Origin of the sequence: Nocardia nepalensis (assembly GCF_048910785.1) — a bacterium.
In the GTDB taxonomy this organism is placed as follows: Bacteria; Actinomycetota; Actinomycetes; order Mycobacteriales; family Mycobacteriaceae; genus Nocardia; species Nocardia nepalensis.
Map to the genome: position 1 here is coordinate 1,263,806 of NZ_JBKBET010000020.1, position 24,087 is coordinate 1,287,892.

At 65.5% G+C, this 24,087-nt stretch carries 25 protein-coding genes and 1 pseudogene; 15 read left to right on the plus strand and 11 right to left on the minus strand.

Translation table 11 applies throughout. From position 1 onward, the window contains the following. Window positions 1-236: 236 nt before the first annotated feature. The 3 genes from ACHQ4I_RS16735 to hppD form a co-directional block, all read right to left on the minus strand. Window positions 237-794, minus strand: coding sequence for a DUF3558 domain-containing protein (locus ACHQ4I_RS16735; protein WP_420772621.1), 558 nt, complete (start codon window positions 792-794; stop codon window positions 237-239). Window positions 795-804: 10 nt separating this feature from the next. After that, entirely contained in the window at window positions 805-1,332 is a 528-nt protein-coding gene (locus tag ACHQ4I_RS16740; RefSeq protein WP_420772622.1) for a DUF3558 domain-containing protein, read from the minus strand. Between the two features lie 72 nt (window positions 1,333-1,404). After that, window positions 1,405-2,613 (minus strand): 4-hydroxyphenylpyruvate dioxygenase, encoded by a 1,209-nt coding sequence (gene hppD, locus ACHQ4I_RS16745; protein WP_420772623.1) that lies wholly within the window; start codon window positions 2,611-2,613, stop codon window positions 1,405-1,407. Window positions 2,614-2,770: 157 nt separating this feature from the next. On the opposite strand from hppD, the gene ACHQ4I_RS16750 reads away from it, so the two are divergent. Next, a complete protein-coding gene (locus tag ACHQ4I_RS16750) occupies window positions 2,771-3,295 on the plus strand; it encodes an Lrp/AsnC family transcriptional regulator (RefSeq protein WP_420772624.1) in 525 nt (174 codons plus the stop codon). Window positions 3,296-3,342: 47 nt separating this feature from the next. Continuing rightward, on the plus strand, window positions 3,343-4,509 hold the full coding sequence (locus tag ACHQ4I_RS16755) for a low temperature requirement protein A (RefSeq protein ID WP_420772625.1): 1,167 nt from the start codon (window positions 3,343-3,345) through the stop codon (window positions 4,507-4,509). A 2-nt stretch (window positions 4,510-4,511) separates the two neighbouring features. Here ACHQ4I_RS16755 and ACHQ4I_RS16760 read toward each other — a convergent pair whose 3' ends face one another. Together ACHQ4I_RS16760 and ACHQ4I_RS16765 are read right to left on the minus strand one after the other, a co-directional pair. Next, window positions 4,512-5,624, minus strand: coding sequence for a winged helix DNA-binding domain-containing protein (locus ACHQ4I_RS16760; RefSeq protein ID WP_420772626.1), 1,113 nt, complete (start codon window positions 5,622-5,624; stop codon window positions 4,512-4,514). A gap of 81 nt (window positions 5,625-5,705) precedes the next feature. After that, on the minus strand, window positions 5,706-6,680 hold the full coding sequence (locus tag ACHQ4I_RS16765; protein ID WP_420772627.1) for an NADPH:quinone oxidoreductase family protein: 975 nt from the start codon (window positions 6,678-6,680) through the stop codon (window positions 5,706-5,708). 148 nt (window positions 6,681-6,828) lie between these two features. Between ACHQ4I_RS16765 and ACHQ4I_RS16770 the strand changes: the two genes are divergently transcribed. Beyond that, window positions 6,829-7,152: an ESX-1 secretion-associated protein gene (locus tag ACHQ4I_RS16770; protein WP_420772628.1), complete on the plus strand. Its 324-nt coding sequence runs from the start codon at window positions 6,829-6,831 to the stop codon at window positions 7,150-7,152. Next, a complete protein-coding gene (locus ACHQ4I_RS16775) occupies window positions 7,149-8,300 on the plus strand; it encodes a transglycosylase SLT domain-containing protein (RefSeq protein WP_420772629.1) in 1,152 nt (383 codons plus the stop codon). Before ACHQ4I_RS16770 ends, ACHQ4I_RS16775 begins: the two co-directional genes overlap by 4 nt. 23 nt (window positions 8,301-8,323) lie before the next feature. Here the strand turns inward: ACHQ4I_RS16775 and ACHQ4I_RS16780 are convergent, their stop codons facing one another. The 3 genes from ACHQ4I_RS16780 to ACHQ4I_RS16790 are packed head-to-tail and all read right to left on the minus strand — an operon-like array spanning window position 8,324 to window position 13,299. Then, complete coding sequence (locus ACHQ4I_RS16780; protein ID WP_420772630.1) at window positions 8,324-9,541, minus strand: DUF7373 family lipoprotein; 1,218 nt, start codon at window positions 9,539-9,541, stop codon at window positions 8,324-8,326. Continuing rightward, on the minus strand, window positions 9,542-11,473 hold the full coding sequence (locus tag ACHQ4I_RS16785; RefSeq protein ID WP_420772631.1) for a serine/threonine-protein kinase: 1,932 nt from the start codon (window positions 11,471-11,473) through the stop codon (window positions 9,542-9,544). Beyond that, window positions 11,473-13,299, minus strand: a complete 1,827-nt coding sequence (locus ACHQ4I_RS16790) for a serine/threonine-protein kinase (protein WP_420772632.1) — start codon at window positions 13,297-13,299, stop codon at window positions 11,473-11,475. Before ACHQ4I_RS16790 ends, ACHQ4I_RS16785 begins: the two co-directional genes overlap by 1 nt. A gap of 230 nt (window positions 13,300-13,529) precedes the next feature. On the opposite strand from ACHQ4I_RS16790, the gene ACHQ4I_RS16795 reads away from it, so the two are divergent. Next, window positions 13,530-14,297, plus strand: coding sequence for an acyl-[acyl-carrier-protein] thioesterase (locus tag ACHQ4I_RS16795; protein ID WP_420772633.1), 768 nt, complete (start codon window positions 13,530-13,532; stop codon window positions 14,295-14,297). 40 nt (window positions 14,298-14,337) lie between these two features. Here ACHQ4I_RS16795 and ACHQ4I_RS16800 read toward each other — a convergent pair whose 3' ends face one another. Beyond that, window positions 14,338-16,008 (minus strand): FAD-dependent oxidoreductase, encoded by a 1,671-nt coding sequence (locus ACHQ4I_RS16800; protein ID WP_420772634.1) that lies wholly within the window; start codon window positions 16,006-16,008, stop codon window positions 14,338-14,340. 182 nt (window positions 16,009-16,190) lie between these two features. Between ACHQ4I_RS16800 and ACHQ4I_RS16805 the strand changes: the two genes are divergently transcribed. Beyond that, a complete protein-coding gene (locus ACHQ4I_RS16805; RefSeq protein WP_420772635.1) occupies window positions 16,191-16,682 on the plus strand; it encodes a SixA phosphatase family protein in 492 nt (163 codons plus the stop codon). A 9-nt stretch (window positions 16,683-16,691) separates the two neighbouring features. Here ACHQ4I_RS16805 and ACHQ4I_RS16810 read toward each other — a convergent pair whose 3' ends face one another. Further along, entirely contained in the window at window positions 16,692-16,895 is a 204-nt protein-coding gene (locus ACHQ4I_RS16810) for a hypothetical protein (protein ID WP_420772636.1), read from the minus strand. Window positions 16,896-16,990: 95 nt separating this feature from the next. On the opposite strand from ACHQ4I_RS16810, the gene ACHQ4I_RS16815 reads away from it, so the two are divergent. From ACHQ4I_RS16815 to ACHQ4I_RS16845, 8 genes and pseudogenes are all read left to right on the plus strand, one after another. Continuing rightward, window positions 16,991-17,359 carry a VOC family protein gene (locus ACHQ4I_RS16815; protein WP_420772637.1) on the plus strand — a complete coding sequence of 123 codons (369 nt, stop codon included), beginning with the start codon at window positions 16,991-16,993 and terminating at the stop codon, window positions 17,357-17,359. Window positions 17,360-17,477: 118 nt separating this feature from the next. After that, complete coding sequence (locus tag ACHQ4I_RS16820) at window positions 17,478-17,948, plus strand: MerR family transcriptional regulator (RefSeq protein WP_420772638.1); 471 nt, start codon at window positions 17,478-17,480, stop codon at window positions 17,946-17,948. Further along, complete coding sequence (locus ACHQ4I_RS16825) at window positions 17,945-18,952, plus strand: aldo/keto reductase (protein ID WP_420772639.1); 1,008 nt, start codon at window positions 17,945-17,947, stop codon at window positions 18,950-18,952. The genes ACHQ4I_RS16820 and ACHQ4I_RS16825 overlap by 4 nt, the downstream gene beginning before the upstream one ends. 26 nt (window positions 18,953-18,978) lie before the next feature. Continuing rightward, entirely contained in the window at window positions 18,979-19,272 is a 294-nt protein-coding gene (locus ACHQ4I_RS16830) for a putative quinol monooxygenase (protein ID WP_420772640.1), read from the plus strand. 164 nt (window positions 19,273-19,436) lie between these two features. Continuing rightward, a pseudogene (locus ACHQ4I_RS43255) lies at window positions 19,437-19,898 on the plus strand (carboxymuconolactone decarboxylase family protein); the annotation flags it as partial. Window positions 19,899-19,910: 12 nt separating this feature from the next. Next, window positions 19,911-20,222 (plus strand): GNAT family N-acetyltransferase, encoded by a 312-nt coding sequence (locus ACHQ4I_RS43260; RefSeq protein WP_476445394.1) that lies wholly within the window; start codon window positions 19,911-19,913, stop codon window positions 20,220-20,222. 73 nt (window positions 20,223-20,295) lie between these two features. Then, window positions 20,296-21,279 carry a pirin family protein gene (locus ACHQ4I_RS16840; RefSeq protein ID WP_420772642.1) on the plus strand — a complete coding sequence of 328 codons (984 nt, stop codon included), beginning with the start codon at window positions 20,296-20,298 and terminating at the stop codon, window positions 21,277-21,279. 184 nt (window positions 21,280-21,463) lie between these two features. Further along, on the plus strand, window positions 21,464-22,108 hold the full coding sequence (locus tag ACHQ4I_RS16845; protein ID WP_420772643.1) for a DUF8020 domain-containing protein: 645 nt from the start codon (window positions 21,464-21,466) through the stop codon (window positions 22,106-22,108). On the opposite strand, the gene ACHQ4I_RS16850 is transcribed toward ACHQ4I_RS16845, so the two are convergent. After that, window positions 22,098-22,964: a helix-turn-helix transcriptional regulator gene (locus ACHQ4I_RS16850; RefSeq protein WP_420772644.1), complete on the minus strand. Its 867-nt coding sequence runs from the start codon at window positions 22,962-22,964 to the stop codon at window positions 22,098-22,100. The two genes, ACHQ4I_RS16845 and ACHQ4I_RS16850, sit on opposite strands and share 11 nt — an antisense overlap. A 100-nt stretch (window positions 22,965-23,064) precedes the next feature. On the opposite strand from ACHQ4I_RS16850, the gene ACHQ4I_RS16855 reads away from it, so the two are divergent. Continuing rightward, a complete protein-coding gene (locus ACHQ4I_RS16855) occupies window positions 23,065-24,072 on the plus strand; it encodes an aldo/keto reductase (RefSeq protein ID WP_420772645.1) in 1,008 nt (335 codons plus the stop codon). Window positions 24,073-24,087 lie beyond the last annotated feature (15 nt).

The following is a 24,087-nucleotide window of genomic DNA, read 5'->3' on the forward strand; positions in this document are numbered from 1 at the left end:
GCTTTCACTCGCACGTCCGGCCACGTTTCTCGCGTCCCGAGGTCGGGCGTGTCGCGCGCAAGACATATCCCGAATTCCGGGCACGCCGGAAAGGTCAGCCGCTCTCGCTGGCCTACGTTTGCGCACGAACTTGCCCGCATGCTTCCGGGCACAGCGATCCACGATACCCGTGGGCGCAACACAGGGTCAAAGTGGGGTCGGTTATCACATCCACCGTGCCACTACCACCAGCCAGGCTACCGTGCCAGATTCAAGGTCAACTCGACCAATTTCTGGGCGCCGGCGCACGGGTCCGGATGGCCGCCGGGACGGTAGTTGATCCACCAGCCGATGATGCCGGTGTCGGCGGCGCCCGCACTCACCCCGCACGAGTCCGGATCGTTCGGACGCGTCGTCTTCAGACCGCGCCGCCCCTGCACGGTGATGTTCTCCGTGCTGTAGCCGAGCTTGTCGTTATTGGACTTCTCGTTGTTCAGCGAGCCTTCCTCGAACCAGTTCAGTGTCACCATGGCCGAGCCGCCCGGCGCGTCCTCGACGTCCCACATGCAGACCGCGCCGTTGAACGACGGCGAGACGACCTTCGCATTGCCCACCGCCGAACCGATCTGGTCGAGCCCGACCACCTCGCATTCGCGCAGCAACTTGTCGAAATTGCTATTGACCGTGGTGGCTCCGCTGCCGCCCGCGGGGTGCGCCGAACCCTGGACGGTCTTACCGCAGCCACCGGCGGTCAGCGCTACCGCGCACACCGCCGCGGCGACGGCCGCGACCCGAAGGCCGGGACGTGAACTCATCTGTCTCCCCTCACTGCAGCCGCTGCACGGTCAACTCGGCCAGCTTGCGGGTCCGGTCACACGGATTGCCCTGCTGGGTGAACAGTCCATAGGACATCGACCATTCGAAGAAGTCGTCGTCGAGCTGCACCGCGAGATCGCAGACCGATCCGCTGGGGTCCAGCGCCTGGAATCCCTTGCGACCACCGACATCGATGGTCTCCGGAGCGCGGCCGACATTGGAGACCCAGGCCTTCTCGCGATCTATCGGGCTACCCCGGTAGGACGCGAAAGTGACACTGGGCGAAGCGATTCCGGCGGATTGAAAGTTGCAGCCGACGGAGTTCCGGTATACCCGCGCGAGCTGGTTGAGCCCGGCGAGATCGCGGACCTCCTGATCGGTGACATGGCCGCACTCGCCGACGAACGGGCCGAGCGTCGCGACCTTCGGCGGCGGGCGCAGCTGGGTGTTGGAGGAATCGGAGTCACCGTCCGAGCCGCAGGCCGACAGCGTCAATGCCAAGGCCAGACCGGTGACGATCGCCCACGGGATCCGCATGCCGTGAACTCTACCGGCGGAACCCGGGGTGCAGCCCGCCGTGCGGTGGCGGGCTGCACCGACCGGGCAGGATCAGAGGTTTCCGCGGGCCGCCTGTTCGCGTTCGATCGCCTGGAACAGGGCCTTGAAGTTGCCCTTGCCGAAGCCGAGGGAGCCGTGCCGCTCGATGAGTTCGAAGAAGACGGTCGGGCGGTCGGTGAGCGGTTTGGTGAAGATCTGCAGCAGGTAGCCGTCCTCGTCGCGGTCGACCAGGATGCCGCGGCGCTGCAACTCCCGCACCGGGACGCGGACGTGGCCGATGCGCGCGCGAAGTTCGGGGTCGGAGTAGTAGGTGTCGGGTGTTTCGAGGAATTCGACGCCCTCGCGGCGCAATACGTCGACGCATTCGATGATGTCGCTGGTGGCCAGCGCGATGTGCTGTACGCCGGGGCCGCGGTAGAACTCGAGGTATTCGTCGATCTGGGAACGCTTCTTACCCACCGCGGGTTCGTTGAGGGGGAACTTCACCCGGTGGTTGCCATTGGCCACCACCTTGCTCATCAGCGCCGAGTATTCGGTGGCGATATCGTCACCGACGAATTCGGCCATATTGGTGAAACCCATGACGCGGCGGTAGAACTCGACCCACTGATCCATCATGCCGAGCTCGACATTGCCGACGACATGGTCGATGGCCTGGAACAGCCTGGTCGGGGTGCCGGGACGCGCCTGATAGCCGGAGCGGCGGGCGATATACCCGGGCAGATACGGCCCGTAGTACTCGGAGCGGTCGATCAGTGTGTGCCTGGTCTCGCCGTAGGTGGCCAGCGCCGCGGAACGGACGGTGCCGAATTCGTCTGTGTCGTCATGTGGTTCGACCAGGATCGTCGCGCCGTGCATGCGCGCCCATTCGACGCAGCGGTCCACATCCGGAACCTCGAGCGCGATATCGACGACGCCGTCGCCGTGCCGGTCGTGGTGGGCGACCAGCGGGCTGTCCGGGGCCACCGCGCCCGTGATGACGAACCTGGCCGCGCCGCTGCGCAGCACATAGGCCTTGTGATCGCGGTTGCCGGTCTCGGGACCCGAGTATGCCTCCAACCGCATGCCGAAGGCGGACTCCAGGAAGTGCGCGGTCTGGGTCGCGTTGCCGACCACCCAGACCAGCGCGTCCCAGCCGATGACCGGAAACGGATCGACGCTGTCGTCGTGATCGACCAGTCCGACGAGCCTGCGCAGCTCACCGTCGGTGGGCAGCGGGCCGCTCTGTCGCTGGGAGTTCGGCAGGTGCTCGATGGTCATGATCCAAGGAAATCGCCGCCCCCTCGGATAGGCAACATCACCGATTTTCGATAGACACTGTGGCGAATTCGGCTAGGAACTCCCCCCTGATGCTGGACAATTTGAATAGCTCAGAGTGACCTGCACCACGCCGGTCGCGCCCCGAACGGAGGCCGTCATGTCGCGCATGCCCGCGAAGCTGGATGAACTCGATCTCGCCATCCTCACCGCGATGCACGAGTATCAGAAGGCGGGCGTTCTCGAGCTGTCCCGGCGCACCCGGGTCGCCAGGGCCACCGTCCAGTCGCGCATCGGACGGATGGAGGAGTCGGGCGTCATCGCCTCCTACGATCCGCAGATCGATGTCACTGCAGCGGGTTTCGACGTACAGGCCTTTGTCACGCTGGAGATCGCGCAGGGTGCGCTGGATATGGTGGCGGCCGAACTCGAAGCGATTCCCGGGGTGATCGAGGCGTACGCGACCACCGGCTCCGGTGACGTGCTGTGCCGGATCGGCGCGGATTCACACGCTGGGCTGCAAGCGGTGTTGCTGAGTATCGACCGGACGAGTTCGGTGGTGCGCTCACACAGCGTGATCGTGCTTTCGACGGTGATCGCGCACCGGACGCTGCCGTTATTGCGCACGCTGACCCCGACCGGGACCACCAAAGCACCTGCCTACCGGGACAACCCGGAACGCTGAGCGCCATCTAGGCTCGTACTTCCTGTGTCACCGAGTACGAGACTTCGATGAGCGAGCCTGCCGAATCCACTACCGCAACACCACATGCCCGCGCCACCTGGGCGGAATTGTTCTTCGACCTGGTCCTGGTCTTCGCGATCACGCAGACCGCGCATGTGCTCGGCCACCACACCTCGATCGCCACCCTCGGCCACGCACTGGTCCTGCTCGCACCGCTGTGGTGGGGCTGGGTCGGCGTCACCATCCTGGTGAACACCGTCGAGGAGACCAATGCTCAACGTCTCGTCCTGTTCGGCTGTGGGCTGTGCATCTTCCTGATGGCCGTGGCCGCACCCGCCGCACTGGACCAGCCACGCGGGGCCGCAGCGGTTTTCGCGGGCGCGCATCTGCTGTTGCGGATCGCGTTGTTCGTCGCGGTCACCCGCACCAATGGGTTCTCGACCACCATCAATCCGTTCAGCATCGGATTGGTCACCGGCATAGCGATTTTCGCGAGCTCGCCGCTGCCCGAGCATGCGCGCATCTGGGCTTGGACCGGGGCGCTCGTGGTGCAATTGGGTGCGCCGCTGCTGTACAGCCGGGCGCTGCGCGATCGGACCATCGGCGCATCGCATCTGGTGGAGCGGTTCGGCCTGTTCATCATCATTGCCCTGGGCGAATCGGTGGTCGACGCGGGCGCACAGGCCTCCTCGACCGACCTCGATCCAGCGGTGGTGACCTCGCTGATACTGGCCTTCCTGGTCGGCGCCGGGCTGTGGTGGATCTACTTCCACCGCTCCGCGCGACTGCTCGAGTATGCACTGGCGACCATGCCGTCGCCGGGGCTGATCGTGCGAGATGTGCTGAGCTATGGGCATTTAGCGCTGGTGACCGGACTGGTCGCGGTGGCCGTCGGGCTGGGTCATGCGGTCGCCGATCCAGGTCATACCGCGCATGGTGTGGCCGCCGCACTGGCGCCCGGCGGTGCGGCGCTGTTCCTGGTCGCCCTGGTGGTGAACCGGTGGCGGATGCTCGGCAATGTGGCCACGACCCGCATCGCGGCGGCCGCGGGCTTGATCCTGGTCGCGGCGGTGTCGTCGGCACTGCCGGCCATCGCCGTTGTCGCGCTCACCGCTGCCGTGCTCATCACGTCCGATATCGCCGAGCAGTTGGTGGCCGGACCCGGGCAGCCGTTGCCGGTGGTGCGGGTGGGACGCCGCGCGCGATCGAAGTAGCGTCAGGGACGCAGATCGGCGTCCACGTCGAGGATTTCCACGCGCGAGGGCTTATCGACCTCCAGGAATCCGACCAGTGCGTGGGCTTCGGCATCGACCTCTTCGCGTTCGGCTGCCGACCACTTGCGGATCGGGGTGATGCGCAGGCGGGCGACGCCCCTATCGATGAAGATCTTGTAGAACCCGCCGAGGAAGCCGTCGACCAGGACCGGGGACACCGCCGCGGCGAAGGCGCGCAGTGGCGGGGCCGTGCCGTCGGGGACGATTCTGGTTCGATCCTGGTGCGAGAGAATCGCATTGTCGTACCAGCCGAGCAGGCGGGCGGGGGCGGGCAGATCGGGATCGGCGAGTTCACCGTCGGCGACGTCGTAGAGGGTGCGGCCGCGTTCATCGGTATAGGTGCGCACGCGGTCGCCGAGTTTTTCGACGGCGGCCTTCATACCGGTCAGCTTCGACCAGGTCTGCATATCCATGGTGCTGGCCGGGCCGAAGGCGCGCAGATAGCGAAAGACCAACTCCGCCAATGGATAGCTCGGATCCAGCGGTGCACCCAGCCAGGGCTCGACGCGGGACCACACCGGCCTGCTGTTGTCCTTCCACTTGCCGCGCGGCGGGGTCTGCAGCACGGGCAGCTGGTACAGCCAGGTCTGCAGCACCGCACCGGCATCGCGATCCGGATAGACCGCGGCGGCCTTGGCGCGCAGATCGACCGCCGACATCGGCTCATCGCCGAGCGCCGCCTCACCGTGCGCGCGCACCTCGTCCGGATCCAACCCGACCATCGCGCCGTAGTTGAAACCCTTTCGGAAGGGGATCTTTTCGAGCTCGGGCTGAATATGCGGCGCGATACGCAACGCATCCGGCGGCGTCACCATGTGAATCGTGCCGCGCATCAACGTGATCCGCACCAGCGACCGATCCTCCAGCCCCGCCGAAACCGTCGCCGGATCGAAATCCACAATGCGACTCCACAACCCGACGAACGGCGGCGGCGAATCCTGCGCCTGCAGGCCCACCAGATGCTCACACATCTCGCCCACGCTCAACGCCGACCGCTCCAGCAAATGCTGCCGCGCCAACAACGTCCGATTCAATACCCGGTTGGCCAACTCCATGATCAGCTCACCGTACCGCCGCGCACGTGCTGTCGCGCCGCGCATCGAATAGTCGCCGGATTCGTGCGCGACGCCCCATGGTCAGCGCAGGGTGACGACGACCTTGCCGGTGGCGGTGCGGTTGTCGAGGGAGGCGACGGCCTCGGCGGCGCGCTCCAGCGGGTAGAGCACGGGCTGGGGTGGGGCGATCTTGCCAGAGGCCAGTAGGGGTTCGACCTCGGCCCACTGCTCGGCCAGGTAGCCGGGGTGGGTCATTACCCATTCGCCCCAGGCCGCGCCGGTGACCTCGACGTTCTTCAGCAGCAGCCGGTTCACCTTGACCGTGGGGATTTCGCCCGCGGTGAAGCCGACGACCAGCAGCCGACCGGCCGAGGCAAGGCTGCGGATGCTGTCGGTGAACCGGTCGCCGCCGACCGGATCCAACACGATGTCCACACCGCGACCACCGGTGAGTTCCTTGACGGCGGCGAGCCAGCCGTCGGTCAGCACCACATCGGTGGCACCGTTGGCGCGCGCGACTTCGGCCTTCGCCTCGGTGCTCACCACCGCGATGACCCGGCCCGCACCCAGCGCCGCCGCCATGCGCAGCGTCGAGGTGCCGATGCCGCCCGCGGCGCCGTGCACCAGCACGGTCTCCCCCTCGGCCAGCCTGCCGCGGTTGCGCAGGCAGAAGTGCACGGTCAGATCGTTGAACAGGATTCCGGCCCCGGCTTCCAGAGATACGTTGTCCGGCAAGCGGAAAACCATCTGCGCGGGCGCGACCGCGACCTCGGCCATGGCATTGCCGAGCAGGGTCAGCGCGACCACCCGATCGCCCGCCTCGACGTGCGCGTCCGCAGGCGCCTCGCGCACGATCCCGGCCACCTCACCGCCGACGACGAACGGCAACTCCGGCTTCATCTGGTACAGGCCCCGCGTCATCAGCACATCGGGAAACGCCACCCCGGCCGCGTGCACGTCGATGACCACACCCCCCGGATAGGCCGCGGGTTCCGCGATCTCGACGACCTCGACCGCTTCCGGCCCCTCCAGCTTGCTGACCTGGGCTGCGCGCATATGCCGACCTCTCCTGTCCACTCGGCGACACTCACATCGTCACCGACGCCCTGACCAACCTAACCGCGCCCCGCAGCCCCCTGTCCAGACCACCCGTTTTTGCTATGCTGACCGCGACCTGAGGTGGGGACGAAGGGGGAGTTCTTTCGTGGTAGAGAAGATGGACGCGGGGACGTTGCGGGTCGACGCGGGCGCACTACAGACCTTCGCCAAGAGTCTGGGCGACGAGGCCGGTGGGGTCAAAAAGCTCAACGCCGGTGACGGCTTCAACGCCGCCCTCGATGCCCTGCCCGGCACCCAATTCGGCACCGCAGTGCAACCGGCCACCGACGCCGTCAACCGCAGCCTCACGCGAATCGGCGAGCGCCTAGAGAAAATCGCCTCACTCACGCACAACGCGGCGGGAGCCTTCGAAGTCGCCGAGACCGACTTCGCGAACAACCTGAAGACGATCGGCCTGCAACTGCCATGACCCTCACCCTCGACGATGTAGCCAAGTGGGAGCCCGACCACCTCACCACCGCCGCGAACAACGCGGCCAAGATCTCGACGGATCTGGATACCGCGATCCGCAAGGGCACCGAAGACACCGCAAAGCTAGGGACCGACAAGACATGGTCCGGCGCCGCAGCGGCAGCGGCAAACACCCGCATGGAGACCGAAAAGACCCGCGCTTCCGCGGTCAGCCAAGCGGTGCACGATCTCCAGACGGCCTTCAGCGCCGAGGTGGGCAACCTGAACGAGACCAAGCAGAAAGTGCTATCACTGCGCGATCTGGCCACCAACCCGACCTGCCCGGCCCCGGGCTCGAAGACAGAACCGGGCTTCCATGTCGCTGCGGACGGCACCGTCGATGCCAATGACCGAATCGCTTGGTACAAGGCGAATCTGAATGAGTCCGAAGCCAACCGACTCACCGATCAGGCCACCCGGGACGCCGCGTACTGGCAGTCGGAGATCGTCCGCGCGCTGGCGGAGGCGGAAGCTGCGGCCGAACGAGCGAGAAAACAGGTGGAGAAGGCCGTCGAGAAACTCCAAACCGCCTACGACGGCCTCGGCGACCCGAATGCCGTTGCGTCGCAGCCCCAGAACACCAGCACGACACCAACCTCCACTACGACATCCACGAATTCCAACACGAGCAAACCCAGTCATACGACGAGTAGTCACAACAGCAGCGGATCCGGATCTCCGTCGAGTTCGCTGTATTCCGGTGGCACCACGTCGGGAGGCACCTATAACGCCACCGGATCGATGCCGACCGGCGATGTCGCCGAATGGATCAAGAAAGCCAAAGAGAAACTGATCGAGATGGGTTACAAGCCCGAGGATATCGATGAGGAAGCCATCGCCCTGATCATCCAGCACGAGTCCGGCGGCAACCCATCGATCGTTAACGGTTGGGACAGCAATGCGGCAGCCGGTCACCCGTCTATCGGCTTGATGCAGACGATCGAACCCACCTTCAACGCATACAAAGCGCCCGGCCACGACAACATCACCGATCCGGTTGACAACATCATCGCCGGAACCCGGTATGCCATCGCCACATATGGCTCACTTTCGAACGTCCCAGGTGTGGCCGCCGTCCACAGCGGTGGAGCCTACAGGGGATACTGATCAACGATCCCCTGTCGACACCGCTATCCCTGAGTGTTCGCCAGGAGCGCGTACTGAGCAGCTGCCCGCTGCTGGGTCTCCCACAATCGTGTTCCAAGGATTAGAGCGCCATATCGTCTGTAGGACACGAAACAGCGGAATCTGGTTGCCGCGGTGGTAAAGCGATCTTCGATGCACACCGCGTCCGGCACTTCTGCCGGCGGATCGACGTCGCGGCGGTCCGCCGGTTCGCCCAACTCAGCAGACTCCTTCACCCATTGTTTCGCCGCGAGCTCGTCACGAGCACGGAACAGGTAGGCCAACTGTCCCACGGCGACGCGATCAACTCCCGCATTCCCCAATGCACGTGACCGACCCGCCTGGTCCAGAACATAATTGAGGTATCCCCGGGTCGTGTACACAACGTTGCTGTTGCCGTCCGGTCGGCCGACCTTCCCATTGTCGTATATGGTGCGGGTCAGCATTCGATCCGAATCCTGTTGCAGGGTGGTGATCTCGCGCGTCGGTGTCGGGGAGAAGGCGTCCAGAGCCGACATTTCGGCGTCGAGATACTTCTGCGTTATTGCGATCAGGACATTCAAATCCGGATTCCGGGTCACGGCGTAGACGCTGACGACGAAGATACCGTGGGCAGTGGTGCTGCCGAGCGTGGGAAGCGACGGACGCCAGTGCGCCGCAGCCTGTGGGTATTTCGGCAGTTTGACGGCGACGTTCTCGGGATTGACCGCAAGATCGACAGCGTCCAACTCGACGGCAGCCGCCTTGGCCGTCGACTCGTCCGGGAATCGAGTCACCGTGACCGTCAAGCCCTCGCGCTGCTGCCCGGAGATTTCGTACAGTGCCTTCTCGGGCGGAACCTCCGTATCCGCTGCTGCGGACGAAAAGCCCACCACCATGCCATACTTCCGCAGCACAGGAATGGTCGAGTCATACAGATATCGGGCGACGGACCCCGGGTCGGTGTGCGCGCTCGCGGTCGCACCCAACGCGTACTTGGCATCGACTTCGTGTGGATTCCGCACAGCATCGGCCATCCGAGCCGCCTCGAGCCCGACATAGTCCCGATAGTCCAGTGCGCTCGACAGCTTTGGCCCAGTTGTCGGAAATCGACCCGTATCGAACGTCCGTACGTCGACTTCGGCGGCTTCTCCGGCTCCGTGCACTGTTGACGAACATCCGGCGAGCACGCAGACTGCCGCGAAAATGACTCCGCAGACCAACCGACCCCGCAACTCGGTCATCTAGCCCACCCCCGGGAGATCCTTGATGATATTGTCCAAAACCTGCTGCGCAGCAAGGCACTTACCTTCTGGATGCGTACCCGATGAATTGTCCGCCTGTACCGTCACCACCTCGACGTAGTCGGATTCGAGTGGCCGGTACTTGAATCGCCGTACGCACGTGGACGCCGTCAACTCGTCCTCGCCGACATATATGACACGTCCGCCGCTACCTTCGAACGGTAACGACCTGGGCGGGTCTACGAAGTCCTTGGCGCGCTCGAGCCGCACCGTGAGCGCATTGGTTCCAAACCACTTGCAGGAGTGCACCTGCTCCAGCGTGCCCGGAACCTTGGGTCCCACTTGAAATTTGATGTCGACCGGTGCCACCAGCGAGCACGGATCGAGCCGAGCGAGCGACTTGCGGATATCAGCAAGCAGCGGTGGCCCGTTCCGCATCCGTTCCGCCAGTCGCCCAACTGCGGAATCGGCGACCTCACACAACTTGGATTCCGGCTGATCACCTTTGATGCGGACTGTAATGCCGAATTGGGGATCCGTAACCGCGGGCATCAGCGCTCGACCACAACCGTTGTCTTTGGTTGTCACATCCTGCAGCACCGGAACCGCTGCCGCACGGCCACCGTTGTCGCGATAGCCGTTGAGCTTGTCGATACCGACCTCGAACCGATACCCGTCGGCCTCAGCGGCGCAGGTCGACCATTGCTCGGCCGTCGGCTTCCGCGACCAGTCGCCCAACGATCCGACGAGCGGGTCCCGCATCGCGGCACACACATCGATCGACCGCAGTTTGGTCAGGTTGAATCCGGCAAGGGGATTAGACACATCAGGCGTCGGGTCACCGCCGGTGAACGCGACCGTACCGGTGACCGCCGCACCGACCAGGATCACCACGCCGGCCAAGGCGGCGACCAACGCCCGCTTACGTTTCGGCGGATCGGATCGGGATGCCGCCTCCAGCTGTCGCAGCTTTTCGTCGAAGCTCGGGCCGCGCGGTCCGGGAGAGGTTGTGTCGTCGGCTCCGACGATCTGGGTGGCCTCGGGATCGGCGAGCAGCGCCGATAGTTCGGCGCTCTGCTCGTGAACCGCGTTGTGGATCGCGGCGGACCACGGGTGTGCTCGTGGCGGAAGCGGTCCGAGGAAGTCGAGGATCTGGGCGAGCGTCGGGCGGGCGGGCGCTTCCTTGCGCAGGCACGGCTCGACCAGTTGCCGCAGCTCTGGCGGGAGTTCGCTCAGGTCGGGCTGGGTATGCACGATGTTATACAGCGTGTGCGGCAGCGATGATCCGGCGAACGGGCTCTTGCCCGCGGCCGCCATTGCCAGTACCGCGCCGAAGGAGAACACATCGCTGGCGGGGGTGAGCGGTTCGGATTGTGCCTGCTCGGGTGACATGAAGGCGGGCGAGCCGATTATCGAGCCGGTGTGCGTCAGTTCCGAACGCTCCTCAGTGGCTCGGGCGATCCCGAAGTCGATGACACGGGGCCCGTCCTCGGCCAGGATCACGTTGGCGGGCTTGAGGTCTCGGTGGATGAGTCCGACACCGTGGATCGCGTGCAGGGCGGTCGCAAGGCCGACAGCGAGGGTTCGCAGCTGGTCCATCGAGAGCGGACCGAAGTCGTGCACAGCTTTGTCGAGTGGCACACCAGGCACGAAAACGGATGCGAGCCAGGGATTTTCGGAGTCGACGTTGAAGTCGATGACCGCGGCGGTGAAGGCTCCGGACACTCGCGCGGAGGTCTGCACCTCGCGGCGGAAGCGCGGCAGGAAGTCATCCTCGGTCGCCAAGTGCGCGTGTACCTGTTTGATGGCGACAAGACGGCCGTCGGGGCCGATGCCGAGCAATACCCGGCCCATGCCACCGGCACCGAGTTGCCCGAGCAGTCGATACCGGCCGACGCGAACGGGGTCGCCGGGTTCCAAACGGCTCACCATCAGGACTTGTCCAATCGTTCGCGAACACCAATGAGTACGGATTCGGTCGCCGCGCACGCCGGATCAGCGCCATCGCCGGCCGATGGACGGACGGTCACGGCGATCAGCTCCCCTCGATCTTCGATGGTCGGGCGCACCAGATGCGAGGTCGTACAGGTGCCGTCGGCGTCGATCCGGCGGGCTGAGCGCAGGCCGCCGAGCTTGCCGCCGTTGACGTCGAAACTGCGGTACTCCGGGTCGGTATCGACCCGTTTCCCCTCGGCGACCTGCACGGTGATCAGGTACGGGTTGCCCGACCAGGTGCAGGTGTGCACGTCTACGGCGCTCGGTGCGACGCTCTGTCCCAAGATCTTTTGGATGATGCCGGAGTCGACTGAGGCACACGGATCCATTCGCACAACAGACTGCTTCGGCGGATTCGTATTCGGTGGATCGGTGATCAAGCGTGTAACAACGGCTCTCAACGCGCCTGTTGCCAAAGAACAAGCAGTAGCGTCGGATTCAGTGATCTTCAACTCTAGGCCGAGCTCGGGCTGCGATCGCAGCAGAGCTGCCCTACCGCAGGACCGCGCCGCGGTGGTCGTGTCGAGAATCGGTTTACCCGTGATTGATTCGCCGGTTGACCGGTAGCCGGGGGCGGCCACCGATACTCCGACACCGACGGTCATTGTGGACTGTTTGCCGTCACTGGTCACGAATTTCGTTGCACAGACCGAGGAATTCGACAGTTCCTGTTTCACGGGTTGTCCCAGCCCACCGACCACATCGGCACCGAGCAGCTTGCAGGAATCAACCAGCCGCAGTTGGTTGTCACTCAGCTCTAGGGTTTTGTTCGCCAGTGGATCGGGGGTGGTTTCGCCGCGTGTGAGGTAAAACGCCGTAGTCCCACCCGCCGCCAGTAGTGTCACCGCCGCGGCGGCCGCCGCCCATCGTGCTGTGCCCCTTCGCTTTTCGGGACCGGGCCCGCGGCCGTCCGAAGTCGCCCACATTTCGGCGTCGGCACGACCCCGCACTATCTCTTGATGCACTCCGCTGGGCCATCCCGATCGGGCAGTCACCGCGTCAACCGAATCGAGCAGTTGGGCCGGAGTCGGCCGATGAGCAGGGTTCTTTTCCAGGCACGCATCAACCACCCGCCGCAAAGCCGCGGGCACCCGATTCGTGTCGGCCCGGTTATGCACCACGTTGTACAGCGTTTGTGGTGTCGACGCACCGAGGAACGGACTGTCCCCAGTCGCGGCGAGCACCAGCATCGCACCGACCGAGAAAATATCGCTGGCTGTGGTGAGCTGGCGACCTTCCGCCTGCTCCGGCGACATATATGCCGGTGATCCGATCAACGAGCCAGTAGTGGTGAGCTGGATATCCCCCTCCAGCGCCCGGGCGATACCGAAGTCGATGACCCGCGGCCCATCCTCTGCGAGCAGTACATTGCCGGGTTTGAGGTCGCGGTGCACCATTCCCGCGCGATGGATCTCCATGAGCGCGGCTGCCAGTCCAGCGGTGAGCAGCCGGAGTCCACCCAACGGCATCGGACCGAATTCGTCGACAGCGGCGCGTAGCGAAGGTCCCGGTACGAATACCGAGGCCAGCCATGGTTCGGCGGCGTCGGGGTCGGCATCCATGACCGCGGCCGTATATGCGCCGGTGACGCGCTGTGATGCCTGGACCTCTAGGCGGAAGCGAGCGCGGAATTCGGGGTTCTGGGCGAGGTGGCGGTGGATCATCTTGACCGCGACGAGCCGTCCGTCCGGCGATCGGCCGAGCAGCACCCGCCCCATCGCACCCTGCCCGATTACGGCGATCAAGCGGTGGCGACCCGCCATGCTCGGATCATGCGGCCCCAGTGGTTTCAACCCCGACCCTCCCCTCGGTCCTCCCCGGAGATAGTACCGGCGCGATCGCCGGACGTCGCCCGTGGCGGAGCGCTCAGGCTCGGCGGGACCGACAGTGAGTAGAGGCGGCTCGACGCGAGGGTGTGACGTACGCCCCGTAAAGTCGTTTCAGAACAGCAGCGTAAGAGAACGCGGCACACCGTGCAGCGCGAGGAGCACCAGTGTCACTCGATCAGCCACTCGCCCCGCTTCCCCAGGAGGGCATGGGGTTTGCGTCGGCGTGGCCCATCCGGGCTGGCGATGTAGATCCGTACAACCGCTTGCGGTTCGACGCCGTCGCACGTTATCTGCAGGATATTGCCTGGGAGCAGCTGCAGCAGACGAATCTGCATACGACCGATCCGACCTGGATCGTCCGCCGTACCGTCATCGATGTCATCCGGCCGATTCTGTGGCCCGACAAGGTGCAGCTGTTGCGGTGGTGTTCGAGCATGTCCACCCGGTGGACGAATATGCGGGTCCGGGTCACCAGCGCGAACGGCGGATTGATCGAGACCGAGGGCTTCTGGATCAATATCAGCGAATCCAACAACATGCCAGCGCGGATCAGCGACGAAGGCCTGGCCTACCTGGCACAGACCACCAATGAGCACCGCCTGCGCTGGCGGCCCTATCTCACCGACGCCACACCCCCGGAATCGGATACCGATATGCCGTTCCCGGTGCGGGCCACCGATATCGACCAGTACAACCATGTCAACAACGCCTGTTACTGGCAGGCGGTGGAGCAGTTCCTGGTCGAATACCCCAAGCTCGTCGCGGGTCCGCATCGCGCGGTGATCGAATACGTGGCGCCGGTGCTGGCCCGTCAGCACGTCACCGTGCGCAGCCGCTACGAACCCGGCGACCGCTCGGGCCGGCCGGTGCTGCGGTTGTGGTTCGTGGTCGGCGGCACGACCACCACGGTCGTGCGCATCATGCCCCTATAAGAAACCGGCTCCGTTCACTGGGAACGGAGCCGGTCGCCTATCAGCCGCGTGCGGCCTTGAGCAGATCCTCACGCGTGGTGAACTTGACCCGCGGACGCCCCGCCGCCTTGCCCGCGGACTTCTCCGCCGTATCGATCGCCTTCCACCCCTCACGGTCGACCAGGTCGGCCTGCCGCTCTGCGAGCAGCGCCTTGAGCGCGGCCCGATCCGCCTGCGGCACACCGAGTTTGCCCGCGGTGAAGTCTGCGATCAGCAGCTCGACGGTCTCCTCGGAGTCGATGCGGTTGGAGCCGATGACACCGCGCGGACCACGCTTGATCCAGCCGCTCACGTAGACGCCGGGCAGCGGGACGCCGTCCTCGCCAAGCACACGGCCGTGCTCATTGGGAACGACCGCGCGACGCTCGTCGAACGGCAGATCCTTGATGGGTTGGCCCTTGTAGCCGATGGAGCGCAAGACCAGTCCGGTGTCCAGGGTTTCGGTGCGATCGGTCGTGCGCGCAACCAATTGGCCGTTCTCGCTGACCAATTCGTTGTGCGCGAATTCCACCGATTCGACGTGATCGACGCCGTGCAACGCGGTCGGCGAGGTCAGGTAGCGGAAGACGATCCGCCTATTGGCCGGATCGCGGCGGCCCGCCGCGTATTCCTTGGCCAGGGTGTACTTGAGCTGCAGCGACGGCTCGACCTCCGGATCGTCCAGCAGCGCCTGGCTGGCCGGGTCGAGAGCCAGGTCGGCCTCGTCGACGACGATATCGACGCCCTTCAGATGCGCGAGCGCCAGGAACTCCGGCGAGGTATAGGCCGCCTGCAGCGGACCGCGCCTGCCGAGCACGACCACCTCGCGGATATTGCTGCCGCGCAGCGCATCCAGGGCATAGTCGGCGATATCGGTCTTGGCGAGTTCGTCCGGATCCACCGTCAGCACGCGGGCGACATCGAGGGCGACATTGCCATTGCCGACGATCACCGCGCGCTCGGCCGACAGGTCGAACTTGTGGTCCGCGAAGTCGGGGTGGCCGTTGTACCAGGCGACGAACTCGGTCGCCGAATGGCTGCCCGGCAGATCCTCGCCCGGCACGCCCAAACGCCGGTCGGAGGATGCGCCCACCGCGTAGAGGACCGCGTGGTGGTGGGCCAGCAGTTCCTCGTGCGTGATGTGGGTACCGACCTCCACATTGAGGTAGTACTGCAGCGTCTCGCGGCGGAATGCCGACTCGAACAGGCCCGAGACCGTCTTGGTGCCCGGGTGGTCGGGGGCGACGCCCGCGCGCACCAGACCCCACGGGGTGGGCAGCCGATCGAACATCTCGACCTCGACATCGCAGCGACGCAACAGCTCGTCGGCGGCGTAGCAGGCCGCGGGACCCGCGCCGACGATGGCGACGCGCAGCGTGCCGAGTTCCTTGGGCGGACGCGCGGGCGTGACGATCGGATCGAAGTTCGATTCGAGCGGATGCCGTTGGAAGTAGGCGGCGTTGATGTCACGGAACCTGGCCAGCGACGCGATCAGATCATCCTCGGAGAAGATGGCCTCCACCGGGCACGCGTCGACGCAGGCACCGCAGTCGATACAGGTGTCGGGGTCGATGTAGAGCATCTCGGTCGTCGCGAATTCCGGCTGGTCCGGGGTGGGACGAATGCAATCGACCGGGCACTCAGTGACGCAGCTGGCGTCGTTGCAACAACGCTGCGTGATTACGTAGGCCATATTGTGCAGATCCTCGAAAATGTACGTGGGCTGTAGCCACCCAAGGGGGTTAGAAGTGGGCGGGAGCGTCACCGTCGCGGAGCCTGCGGAGGGTGCCCCATTGGGCGCCGCGATGTGATGCCGCTTTCAGTTTGCCTCGAGTGTGGTCGAGGCCTCTCTTCCGGAGGCCTTACGGTATCTGCATGGTGCGGACTCTGATCCTCATGCGGCACGGAAAATCGGCCTACCCCGACGGTATCTCCGATCACGAGCGCCCGCTCGCGCCGCGTGGTCAGCGTGAGGCGGGCCTGGCCGGGCAGTGGTTGCGCGATACCCAGCCACCGATCGACGCGGTGCGCTGTTCGACCGCGACGCGCACGCGCGAAACACTGGCCGCCACCGGCGTGACCGCGCCGGTGGTCTACGAGGCGGGCATCTACGAGGCGTCGCCGCGCACGCTCATCGAGTTGATCCAGCTCAGCGATGACGATGTCGCGACGCTGCTGGTGATCGGGCATGCGCCCGGAATGCCGTGGACGGCATGGGAGTTGGCGAGCAATCGGGATTCCGATCCGGCGATCGAGCTCAGCAGGAAGTTCCCCACCTCCGCACTCGCGGTGCTCGAGTTCGACCGGCCGTGGGCGCAGGTGGATGAGGGCACCGGGGAATTGGTGCGCTTCCACATCCCGCGCTGACCGCGGGCGTCAGTGCAGCAGTCTGCCGCCGACGACCACCACGACGCCCAGGATGACGAGCAGCAGGAACGCGGCGAACCCGCCGAGCAGCCACCACACGACGCCGAGCGCCAGTACGAACGGTGCCACCGCGATGGCGGTGATCACCGGGCTTTCCTTGACCGTGGCCCAAGCCGAGCGGGCCCTGATCCGGTCGATGTCCTTACCTGGCATGTCACCAGGGTAGGTGCGAAACCGCGTTCTCGCCGGCGCCTCGGTGGGATGCCTCCGCTAGTGACTGCTTGCAGGTCACTCGAAATAATCAGCCGATGGATTGGAAAATCGAACTCGTCGCCATTCCGGTGACCGACGTGGACCGCGCCAAGGACTTCTACACCAAGATCGGCTTCAATGCCGACCACGACCACCGCGTCAACGACAGCCTGCGCTTCGTGCAGCTGACCCCACCCGGCTCCGGCTGTTCCATCTGCATCGGTCAGGGCATCACCGATGCCGCACCGGGCAGCGTCGAGGGTATGCAGATGGTGGTCGCGAGCGCCGAGGATGCGTACCAGCACTTGGTCGCGGCCGGTGTGCCGGCATCACCGGTGAAGGACATGGGCTGGGGCCTGTTCACCTTCTTCGCCGATCCCGACGGCAACAAGTGGGCCGTGCAGGAGCTGCCCAAGCGCGACTGACCAGCCCCAGCTACCCAACCAGCGGCAACCGATTCCGAAATTCGGCAGAATTGGGGCTTGCTTGGAGTGCGCTCCAGGTTATTAACGTCGTCGGTGTTCATCGAGAAGGGCGAGTGCAGTGGGTGGAGCCGTAAGTCAGGTTGTCAGTGACCAGCAGGCCGTCGATGGCGATCGGGAGAAGCCGCAGTATTCGATCGGCGAGGCGGCCGATCGGTCCGGGTTGAGTCGCGACACGCTGCGCTGGTACGAGCGGATCGGGCTGATGAACTACATCGGGCGCGATCACGCCGGGAAGCGGCGGTTCAGCAATCGTGATCTGGAGTGGTTGGCGTTGATCGGCAGGCTGCGCACCACCGGGATGTCGGTGGCGGACATGGTCCGCTATGCCGAATTGGTGCGGGAGGGCGAATCCACCGTTCCCGAGCGGCTGCAGATGTTCCGCAATACCCGCGCCGAAGTGCTCGCCAAGATCGATGAACTCCGTCAGACCGTGGCCGTACTGGATTACAAGATCGACCTGTACGAGGGCAAGACCTCCGCCGTCAAACCGGCCGCGCTCACCCAAGCATGCGAAGGGATCAAGATATGACACTTCCCGCCAAGGCACTCGGCGCCAGCGGCATCCAGGTGGGTGCACAAGGCCTGGGCTGCATGGGAATCAGCGATTTCTACGGTCCCTCGGACCTGACCGAATCGCGGGCGACCCTGGATCGTGCACTGGAACTCGGCGTCACCCTGTTCGACACGGCCGATATCTACGGCTCGGGCCACAACGAGGAATTCCTCAGCGATTTCGTGCGAGCCAACCGCGACCGGGTGGTGCTCGCCACCAAATTCGCCATCGTCCGCAAGGCCGACGACCCCACCTATCGCGGCATCGACAACTCCCCCGAATACATCCGCGGCGCGGTCGATGCCAGCCTGCGCCGCCTCGGCGTCGACACCATCGACCTGTATTACATGCACCGCCGCGATCCGGCGGTCCCGATCGAGGAATCGGTCGGCGCGATGGCGGAACTCGTCGCGCAGGGCAAGGTCCGCGCGCTCGGTCTGTCCGAGGTGACCGGCAACGAACTGCGCGCGGCCCATGCGGTGCATCCGATCGCGGCCGTGCAGTCCGAATGGTCGCTGTTCTCCAGGGATGTCGAGCGCAGCGCGGTACCCGCCGCCGCCGAACTCGGTGTCACGTTCGTGCCCTACTCGCCGCTCGGTCGCGGATTCCTCACCGGATCATTCGCCGCGGCCGGCGAATTGGCGGATGCCAAGGACTTCAGGCACTTCCAGCCGCGCTACTCGGGCGATAACGCGGCACACAATGTCGAACTGCTCGCCCCGCTGCGCGCCATCGCGGATGCCCGCGGCATCTCCCTTGCCCAGGTGGCATTGGCCTGGGTGCATGCCCAGGCGGGTGTGCAGGGTCTGACGGTGGTCCCGATTCCGGGCACCCGCAGCCGCACCCGGCTCGCCGATAACGTTGCCGCCGCGACCATTCCGCTCACCGCCGACGAATTGGCCACGCTGGACCCGATCGCCGACAAGGTGGCCGGAGACCGGTACGCGGATATGTCTTTCACCTCGGTCGGCCGGGAATGACCTCGTAGCACAGGAAGGAGTCATCGGTGTCCACACTGACACTCAATGTCCGGTTCACCGCCAAGCCCGGTCGCGAGACCGAACTGCGCGAAACGCTGGAGGATATGGTCGCCCCGACGCTCGCCGAAGCAGGTTGTCTGGCCTACGAGCTGTACCTGCACCCGAGCGATCCGAGCCGCGTTGTGCTGCTCGAGGAGTGGGTCGACGAGGCGGCACTCGCGGCGCATTTCGAGACGCCGCATCTGAAGGAGTGCGCCGCGACATTGGACGAGATCCTGATCGAGCCGTTCCAGCTCCGGCGGTTCAACGAAATCGCCTGAGTCACCCAGCGCAGCGTCACTGAGTTACCAGCGCAGCGTTACCTGAGTTACCAGCGCAGCGTCACCTGAGTTACCAGCGCAGCGTCGCCTTGGTTACCCAGCGCAGCACGGCGATCCGGACCGCAGTCCGGGCATATCGCCGTGCTGCTCTACTATCCGGACCTATGGAGCCAGCCAGACGCGTGTTCATCGATAAACAGACCCCGGAAGCGTTTCGGGCACTGAACACCGTGGCCAGCGCGGTGCGCGCGGCCGGTGCCGAGGCCGGACTGGACCGCAAGCTCATCGAATTGATCAACCTGCGCGTCTCGCAGATCAACGGCTGCGCCTACTGCCTCGACGTGCACCATCGCGCGGCCGTCGCGGCCGGTGCCACCGAGCGTGAACTCGCCGTACTGGCCGCATGGGACCGCACCGAGCTGTACACACCGCAGGAGCGGGCCGCGCTGGCGCTGGCCGAACTCACCGCCACGCTGCCGGACGAGGCGACGATGGAGCGTGAGTACGCTCTGGCCAGAGAGCATTTGTCCGATGATCAGGTCTCGGTGATCCTCTGGGTCGCCACCACGATCGGCGCGTTCAACCGCGTGTCGATCCTGAGCAAACACCCCGTTCGCCCGCGGAAGGAACAGCAGGATATGACCGAATCGACGCCAGCGAGCAAGGTCGCCCGCAACGCCGAGAAGAACCGCTACGAGGTGTTCTACGGCGGCGAACTGGCCGGGTTCAGCGAGTACGAGGAACGCGATGACGAGACGGTGTTCATCCACACCGAGATCGATGGCGCGTTCTCCGGTAAGGGCCTCGGCACCATCCTGGCCAAGAACGCGGTCGAGGATGTGATCTCGCGCGGGCGGGTGATCCGGGCGCTGTGCCCGTTCATCAAGGCCTACCTCGAGAAGAATCCGCAGTACGACGCGCATGTGGTCGGCAAGGGCGTCACGCGATGAGCGAACGCGGTGAGCGAATCATGTGGCAGCGCGCATCGCGCATGCCGGAGCCGAGCGTCAGCGAGGCGCAGGCATGAGCGATCTCGACCCGCATCCCGAGGAGGCGGTCTGCGAGGCGTCACCGGGTCCGGGGCCGGTTGCCGAGTTCTATCCGGCGCGTGAGGTCCCACTCGGCGGCGTGCGCGGCGTTTACGTGGAACGCGTACTGCCGCAACGTGATCTGCCGACCGTCGGCGCTTGGTGCTTCCTCGATCATTCGCCGACGGTCACCAAGACGGGCGCGTCACCGGATATCGACCCGCATCCGCATATCGGACTGCAGACCGTGACCTGGCCGTTCGACGGACGGATCCGCCACCGCGACTCGGTCGGCTCCGATGTGGAGATCGAACCGGGTCAGCTGAACCTGATGACCTCCGGCCGCGGCATCGCGCACTCCGAGTACGGCGTCGCGGGTGCGCACGCCGGGCACGGGCTACAGCTGTGGATCGCGTTGCCGGACCACAGTCTCGGCGTCGAGCCGCACTTCGAACAGCATCGCGAGCTGCCGATCTACGAGGCACCCGGCATCCGGGCCATCGTGCTGATCGGCACGTTCGCCGGGCTCACCTCGCCCGCCAAGGCCTATACGCCGATCATCGGCGCGGATGTGCGGATCGAACCGGGCACCGACACCACCATCACCCTCGATCCCGCATTCGAGCACGCGCTCATGGTGATCGAGGGGAACGTGACGGCCGACGGCACCGAAATCGCCGCTGGCCCACTGCTCTACCTGGGCACCGGACGTGACGAGCTGCATCTCGCCAGTGCCGAGGGCGGCCATTTCGCGCTGATCGGCGGCGAGCCGTTCGCCGAGGAACTGGTGATGTGGTGGAACTTCGTCGGCCGCAGCCATGAGGACATCCTCGCGGCCCGAAACGATTGGGAGAAGCACAATCTCGACCGTTTCGCCGATATCGCGGGCCACACTCCAGACCAGCGCATCCCGGCCCCGCCGCTGCCCGGTCTGCATTTGAAGCCGCGCAAGCGCCGGATCGGCTCGGCCAGAACCTGAAACCCCAGAACCCGAAACCCCAGAACCTGAAACTGGAGCACCACAAGGCAATCGGCTGCACCCGCCGCAAGATCAGGCAGACGAAATGTTAGGGGCGCCCCCTTATGGTGACGGTCCTGGAACGGTATCTTCGTCGGCAACAAAACCGGACATTCCACACGGGTAGCGCGACGAGAAGAGCACGATGAGGATCTCCACCATTACCGCGACGGCACTATTGGCTCTCGCGGCCACCACGATCGGCACCAGTGTCGTGCACGCGGAACCCGCACCGCCCGCACAGAATTCGACCGTCGACGCACCGCTGGACCTGCAGGGCTTTTTCCAGCACATCGGCTATCACGTCGCGGCCGCCGAGGACCGCCACGGGGTGGTCACGACCATTTCGGAGGGTCGCTGGGATCTGATCCGGGAGAACAAGGTTATCTCACTGACCGATCACAACGGACAGGTCGTCGCCGCGCTGCCGACCGCGCTGAATATCGGCGGGCACCGAATCGACCTGGCTCCGGCCATCGATGAGGCGGGCACGCGACTGTCGCTCACCCCGATCAGCACGACCGAAGAGCCGGTGCGGGATGTGAGCACCCAGGAGCGCTTCTTCGGTGCGATCGAGAAGTCGATGCCGCAGGTGCTGACCGGGGCCGCCATCGGTGCGGCCATCGGCTTCGTACTCGGTTTCCCGCTCGGCCTTTTCGTCTTCGACGTCGTCACGGTCCCGATCACCACCGTGGTCGGCGGCGTAATCGGCGCGTTCGCCGGCCTTTCCGCCGGTGGCGGTGAACCTGCCATCCAGGCGGCGGTGGATTACTTCAACGTCAATCCCTGAGCGAGCCGATATCGTCGGCGGGCAACAGTCGCTGGGTTCCGATGACGCGCAATAGATCCAGCTTCTCCGCGGCATCGGTGCCGGGGCGGGGCATGTAGACGAGCAGGCGCTGGGCTTCGTTCGGCGTCAACAGGGTTTCGCAGACCGTGTCGATCAGACCGACCTCGGGATGCAGGATCCGCTTGGTGTCCGAGGTGCGCACCGCCACCTCGTGCTCGTTCCACAACCGCTCGAATTCGGCACTCGCGGAGCGCAATCGGCTCACGAATTCGGCGACATCGGCGTCTCCGGATCGGCGCGCGGCGGTGGCGCGCAGATCGGCGACGTGTTGGCGGCCCAGTCGATCCCAGTCCTCCTCCGGGAAGAGCGATCGTCCCTGCGGGTCGGTGAACCAGCGCCAGGCGTAGAACCGGTCCCAACCACGCCGATTCGCGTGGTCACCGACCAGCAGGGTGTGCATCCGGTTCTGCACCAGCACCTCGCCGAGATCGGTGATGACGGTGGCCGCGGTGTCGTCGAGCTTGGCCAGCACGTGCATGATCCCCGGACCGACATGCTTATCGGCGACCTCGCGCCCCGGCGGCGCGTGATCGCACAGGTGATAGAGATGGTCGCGCTCGTCATTGCTGAAGCGCAGCGCCCGCGCCAGCGCGGCCAGCACCTGGGTGGAGGGCCGCGGGCCGCGGGACTGTTCGAGGCGGGTGTAGTAGTCGGTGGACATCCCCGCCAACATCGCCACCTCGTCCCGGCGCAGGCCGGGCGTGCGACGGCGAACCCCCGGCGGCAGCCCCACGTCCGCGGGCGTCAACTGCTCGCGCCGCCTGCGCAGGAAATCGGCCAGTTCGGATCGGTCCATGTCACCACTTTCCCGGATAACCTGCCGCTGAGCCAGGGATCGCCGATCCCCCGATAAACGATCTCTGCCGCAACCCTTTCGCAGGGGTCAGGCTTATCCCATGACGACATCGAAGATCACCACCACGCTCGGCAACACCGGCCCCACTGTCGGCCGCATCGGACTCGGCGCCATGGGCATGTCCGGCATGTACGGCGCCGCCGATGACGCCGAATCGATCGCGACCATCCACGCCGCACTCGACTCCGGCGCCAACCTCATCGACACCGGCGACTTCTATGGCGCAGGTCACAACGAGATGCTGATCGGCAAGGCGATCGCCGAACGACCCCGCGAGGACGTCGTGCTGAGCGTGAAGTTCGGCGCGTTGCGCGGACCGGGCGGCACCTGGGGCGGCACCGACAGCCGACCAGTCGCGCTGCGCAATTTCCTCACCTACAGCCTGCAGCGCCTAGGCGTCGACTACATCGATATCTACCGGCCCGCGCGCCTGGACCCGAACGTCCCGATCGAGGAGACCATCGGCGCCATGGCCGAACTCGTCGAGGCGGGCTACATCCGGCACATCGGCCTGTCCGAGGTCGGCGTCGATACCATCCGCCGGGCCGCGGCCGTGCATCCGATCGCGGACCTGCAGATCGAATACTCGCTGATCTCGCGGGGTATCGAGGCCGAAATCCTGCCCGTGGTTCGGGAACTCGGCATCGGGATCACGGCGTATGGTGTGCTGTCGCGTGGTCTACTCAGCGACTCCGTCCGCCCCGGAGCGACCTTCGCGCCCAACGACTTCCGTGCGCACAGCCCACGCTTCCAGGGTGAAAATCTCGACCAGAACCTCAAATTGGTCGATGCCCTCGCGAAAATCGCGGCGGTGAAGGATGTTTCGGTCGCGCAGCTGGCCATCGCCTGGGTGCTGACCCGTGGCGCGGATATCGTGCCGATCCTCGGCGCGCGCACCCGCGAGCGCTGGTCGGAATCCCTTGGCGCAGTGGATATCCAGCTGAGTGCCGAGGAACTGGCCACCATCGAGGCCGCGGTGCCGGCGGACCAGATCGCGGGTGAGCGCTACGCGGCCGCGCAGATGGCGCTGCTGGACAGCGAGCGCTGACGTGGTTACGGGAGG

Excerpts from the sequence above, each read along its gene's own strand:
- hppD (WP_420772623.1), bottom strand. The coding sequence starts at position 2,613 with ATGACCATCGAGCACCTGCCGAACTCCCAGCGACAGAGCGGCCCGCTG.
- ACHQ4I_RS16840 (WP_420772642.1), top strand. The coding sequence starts at position 20,296 with ATGAGCGATCTCGACCCGCATCCCGAGGAGGCGGTCTGCGAGGCGTCA.
- ACHQ4I_RS16750 (WP_420772624.1), top strand. The coding sequence starts at position 2,771 with ATGTCGCGCATGCCCGCGAAGCTGGATGAACTCGATCTCGCCATCCTC.
- ACHQ4I_RS16780 (WP_420772630.1), bottom strand. The coding sequence starts at position 9,541 with ATGACCGAGTTGCGGGGTCGGTTGGTCTGCGGAGTCATTTTCGCGGCA.
- ACHQ4I_RS16825 (WP_420772639.1), top strand. The coding sequence starts at position 17,945 with ATGACACTTCCCGCCAAGGCACTCGGCGCCAGCGGCATCCAGGTGGGT.
- ACHQ4I_RS16740 (WP_420772622.1), bottom strand. The coding sequence starts at position 1,332 with ATGCGGATCCCGTGGGCGATCGTCACCGGTCTGGCCTTGGCATTGACG.
- ACHQ4I_RS16790 (WP_420772632.1), bottom strand. The coding sequence starts at position 13,299 with ATGGCGGGTCGCCACCGCTTGATCGCCGTAATCGGGCAGGGTGCGATG.
- ACHQ4I_RS16785 (WP_420772631.1), bottom strand. The coding sequence starts at position 11,473 with ATGGTGAGCCGTTTGGAACCCGGCGACCCCGTTCGCGTCGGCCGGTAT.
- ACHQ4I_RS16735 (WP_420772621.1), bottom strand. The coding sequence starts at position 794 with ATGAGTTCACGTCCCGGCCTTCGGGTCGCGGCCGTCGCCGCGGCGGTG.
- ACHQ4I_RS43260 (WP_476445394.1), top strand. The coding sequence starts at position 19,911 with ATGACCGAATCGACGCCAGCGAGCAAGGTCGCCCGCAACGCCGAGAAG.
- ACHQ4I_RS16765 (WP_420772627.1), bottom strand. The coding sequence starts at position 6,680 with ATGCGCGCAGCCCAGGTCAGCAAGCTGGAGGGGCCGGAAGCGGTCGAG.
- ACHQ4I_RS16810 (WP_420772636.1), bottom strand. The coding sequence starts at position 16,895 with ATGCCAGGTAAGGACATCGACCGGATCAGGGCCCGCTCGGCTTGGGCC.
- ACHQ4I_RS16800 (WP_420772634.1), bottom strand. The coding sequence starts at position 16,008 with ATGGCCTACGTAATCACGCAGCGTTGTTGCAACGACGCCAGCTGCGTC.
- ACHQ4I_RS16805 (WP_420772635.1), top strand. The coding sequence starts at position 16,191 with ATGGTGCGGACTCTGATCCTCATGCGGCACGGAAAATCGGCCTACCCC.
- ACHQ4I_RS16855 (WP_420772645.1), top strand. The coding sequence starts at position 23,065 with ATGACGACATCGAAGATCACCACCACGCTCGGCAACACCGGCCCCACT.
- ACHQ4I_RS16815 (WP_420772637.1), top strand. The coding sequence starts at position 16,991 with ATGGATTGGAAAATCGAACTCGTCGCCATTCCGGTGACCGACGTGGAC.
- ACHQ4I_RS16850 (WP_420772644.1), bottom strand. The coding sequence starts at position 22,964 with ATGGACCGATCCGAACTGGCCGATTTCCTGCGCAGGCGGCGCGAGCAG.
- ACHQ4I_RS16775 (WP_420772629.1), top strand. The coding sequence starts at position 7,149 with ATGACCCTCACCCTCGACGATGTAGCCAAGTGGGAGCCCGACCACCTC.
- ACHQ4I_RS16845 (WP_420772643.1), top strand. The coding sequence starts at position 21,464 with ATGAGGATCTCCACCATTACCGCGACGGCACTATTGGCTCTCGCGGCC.
- ACHQ4I_RS16760 (WP_420772626.1), bottom strand. The coding sequence starts at position 5,624 with ATGGAGTTGGCCAACCGGGTATTGAATCGGACGTTGTTGGCGCGGCAG.
- ACHQ4I_RS16755 (WP_420772625.1), top strand. The coding sequence starts at position 3,343 with ATGAGCGAGCCTGCCGAATCCACTACCGCAACACCACATGCCCGCGCC.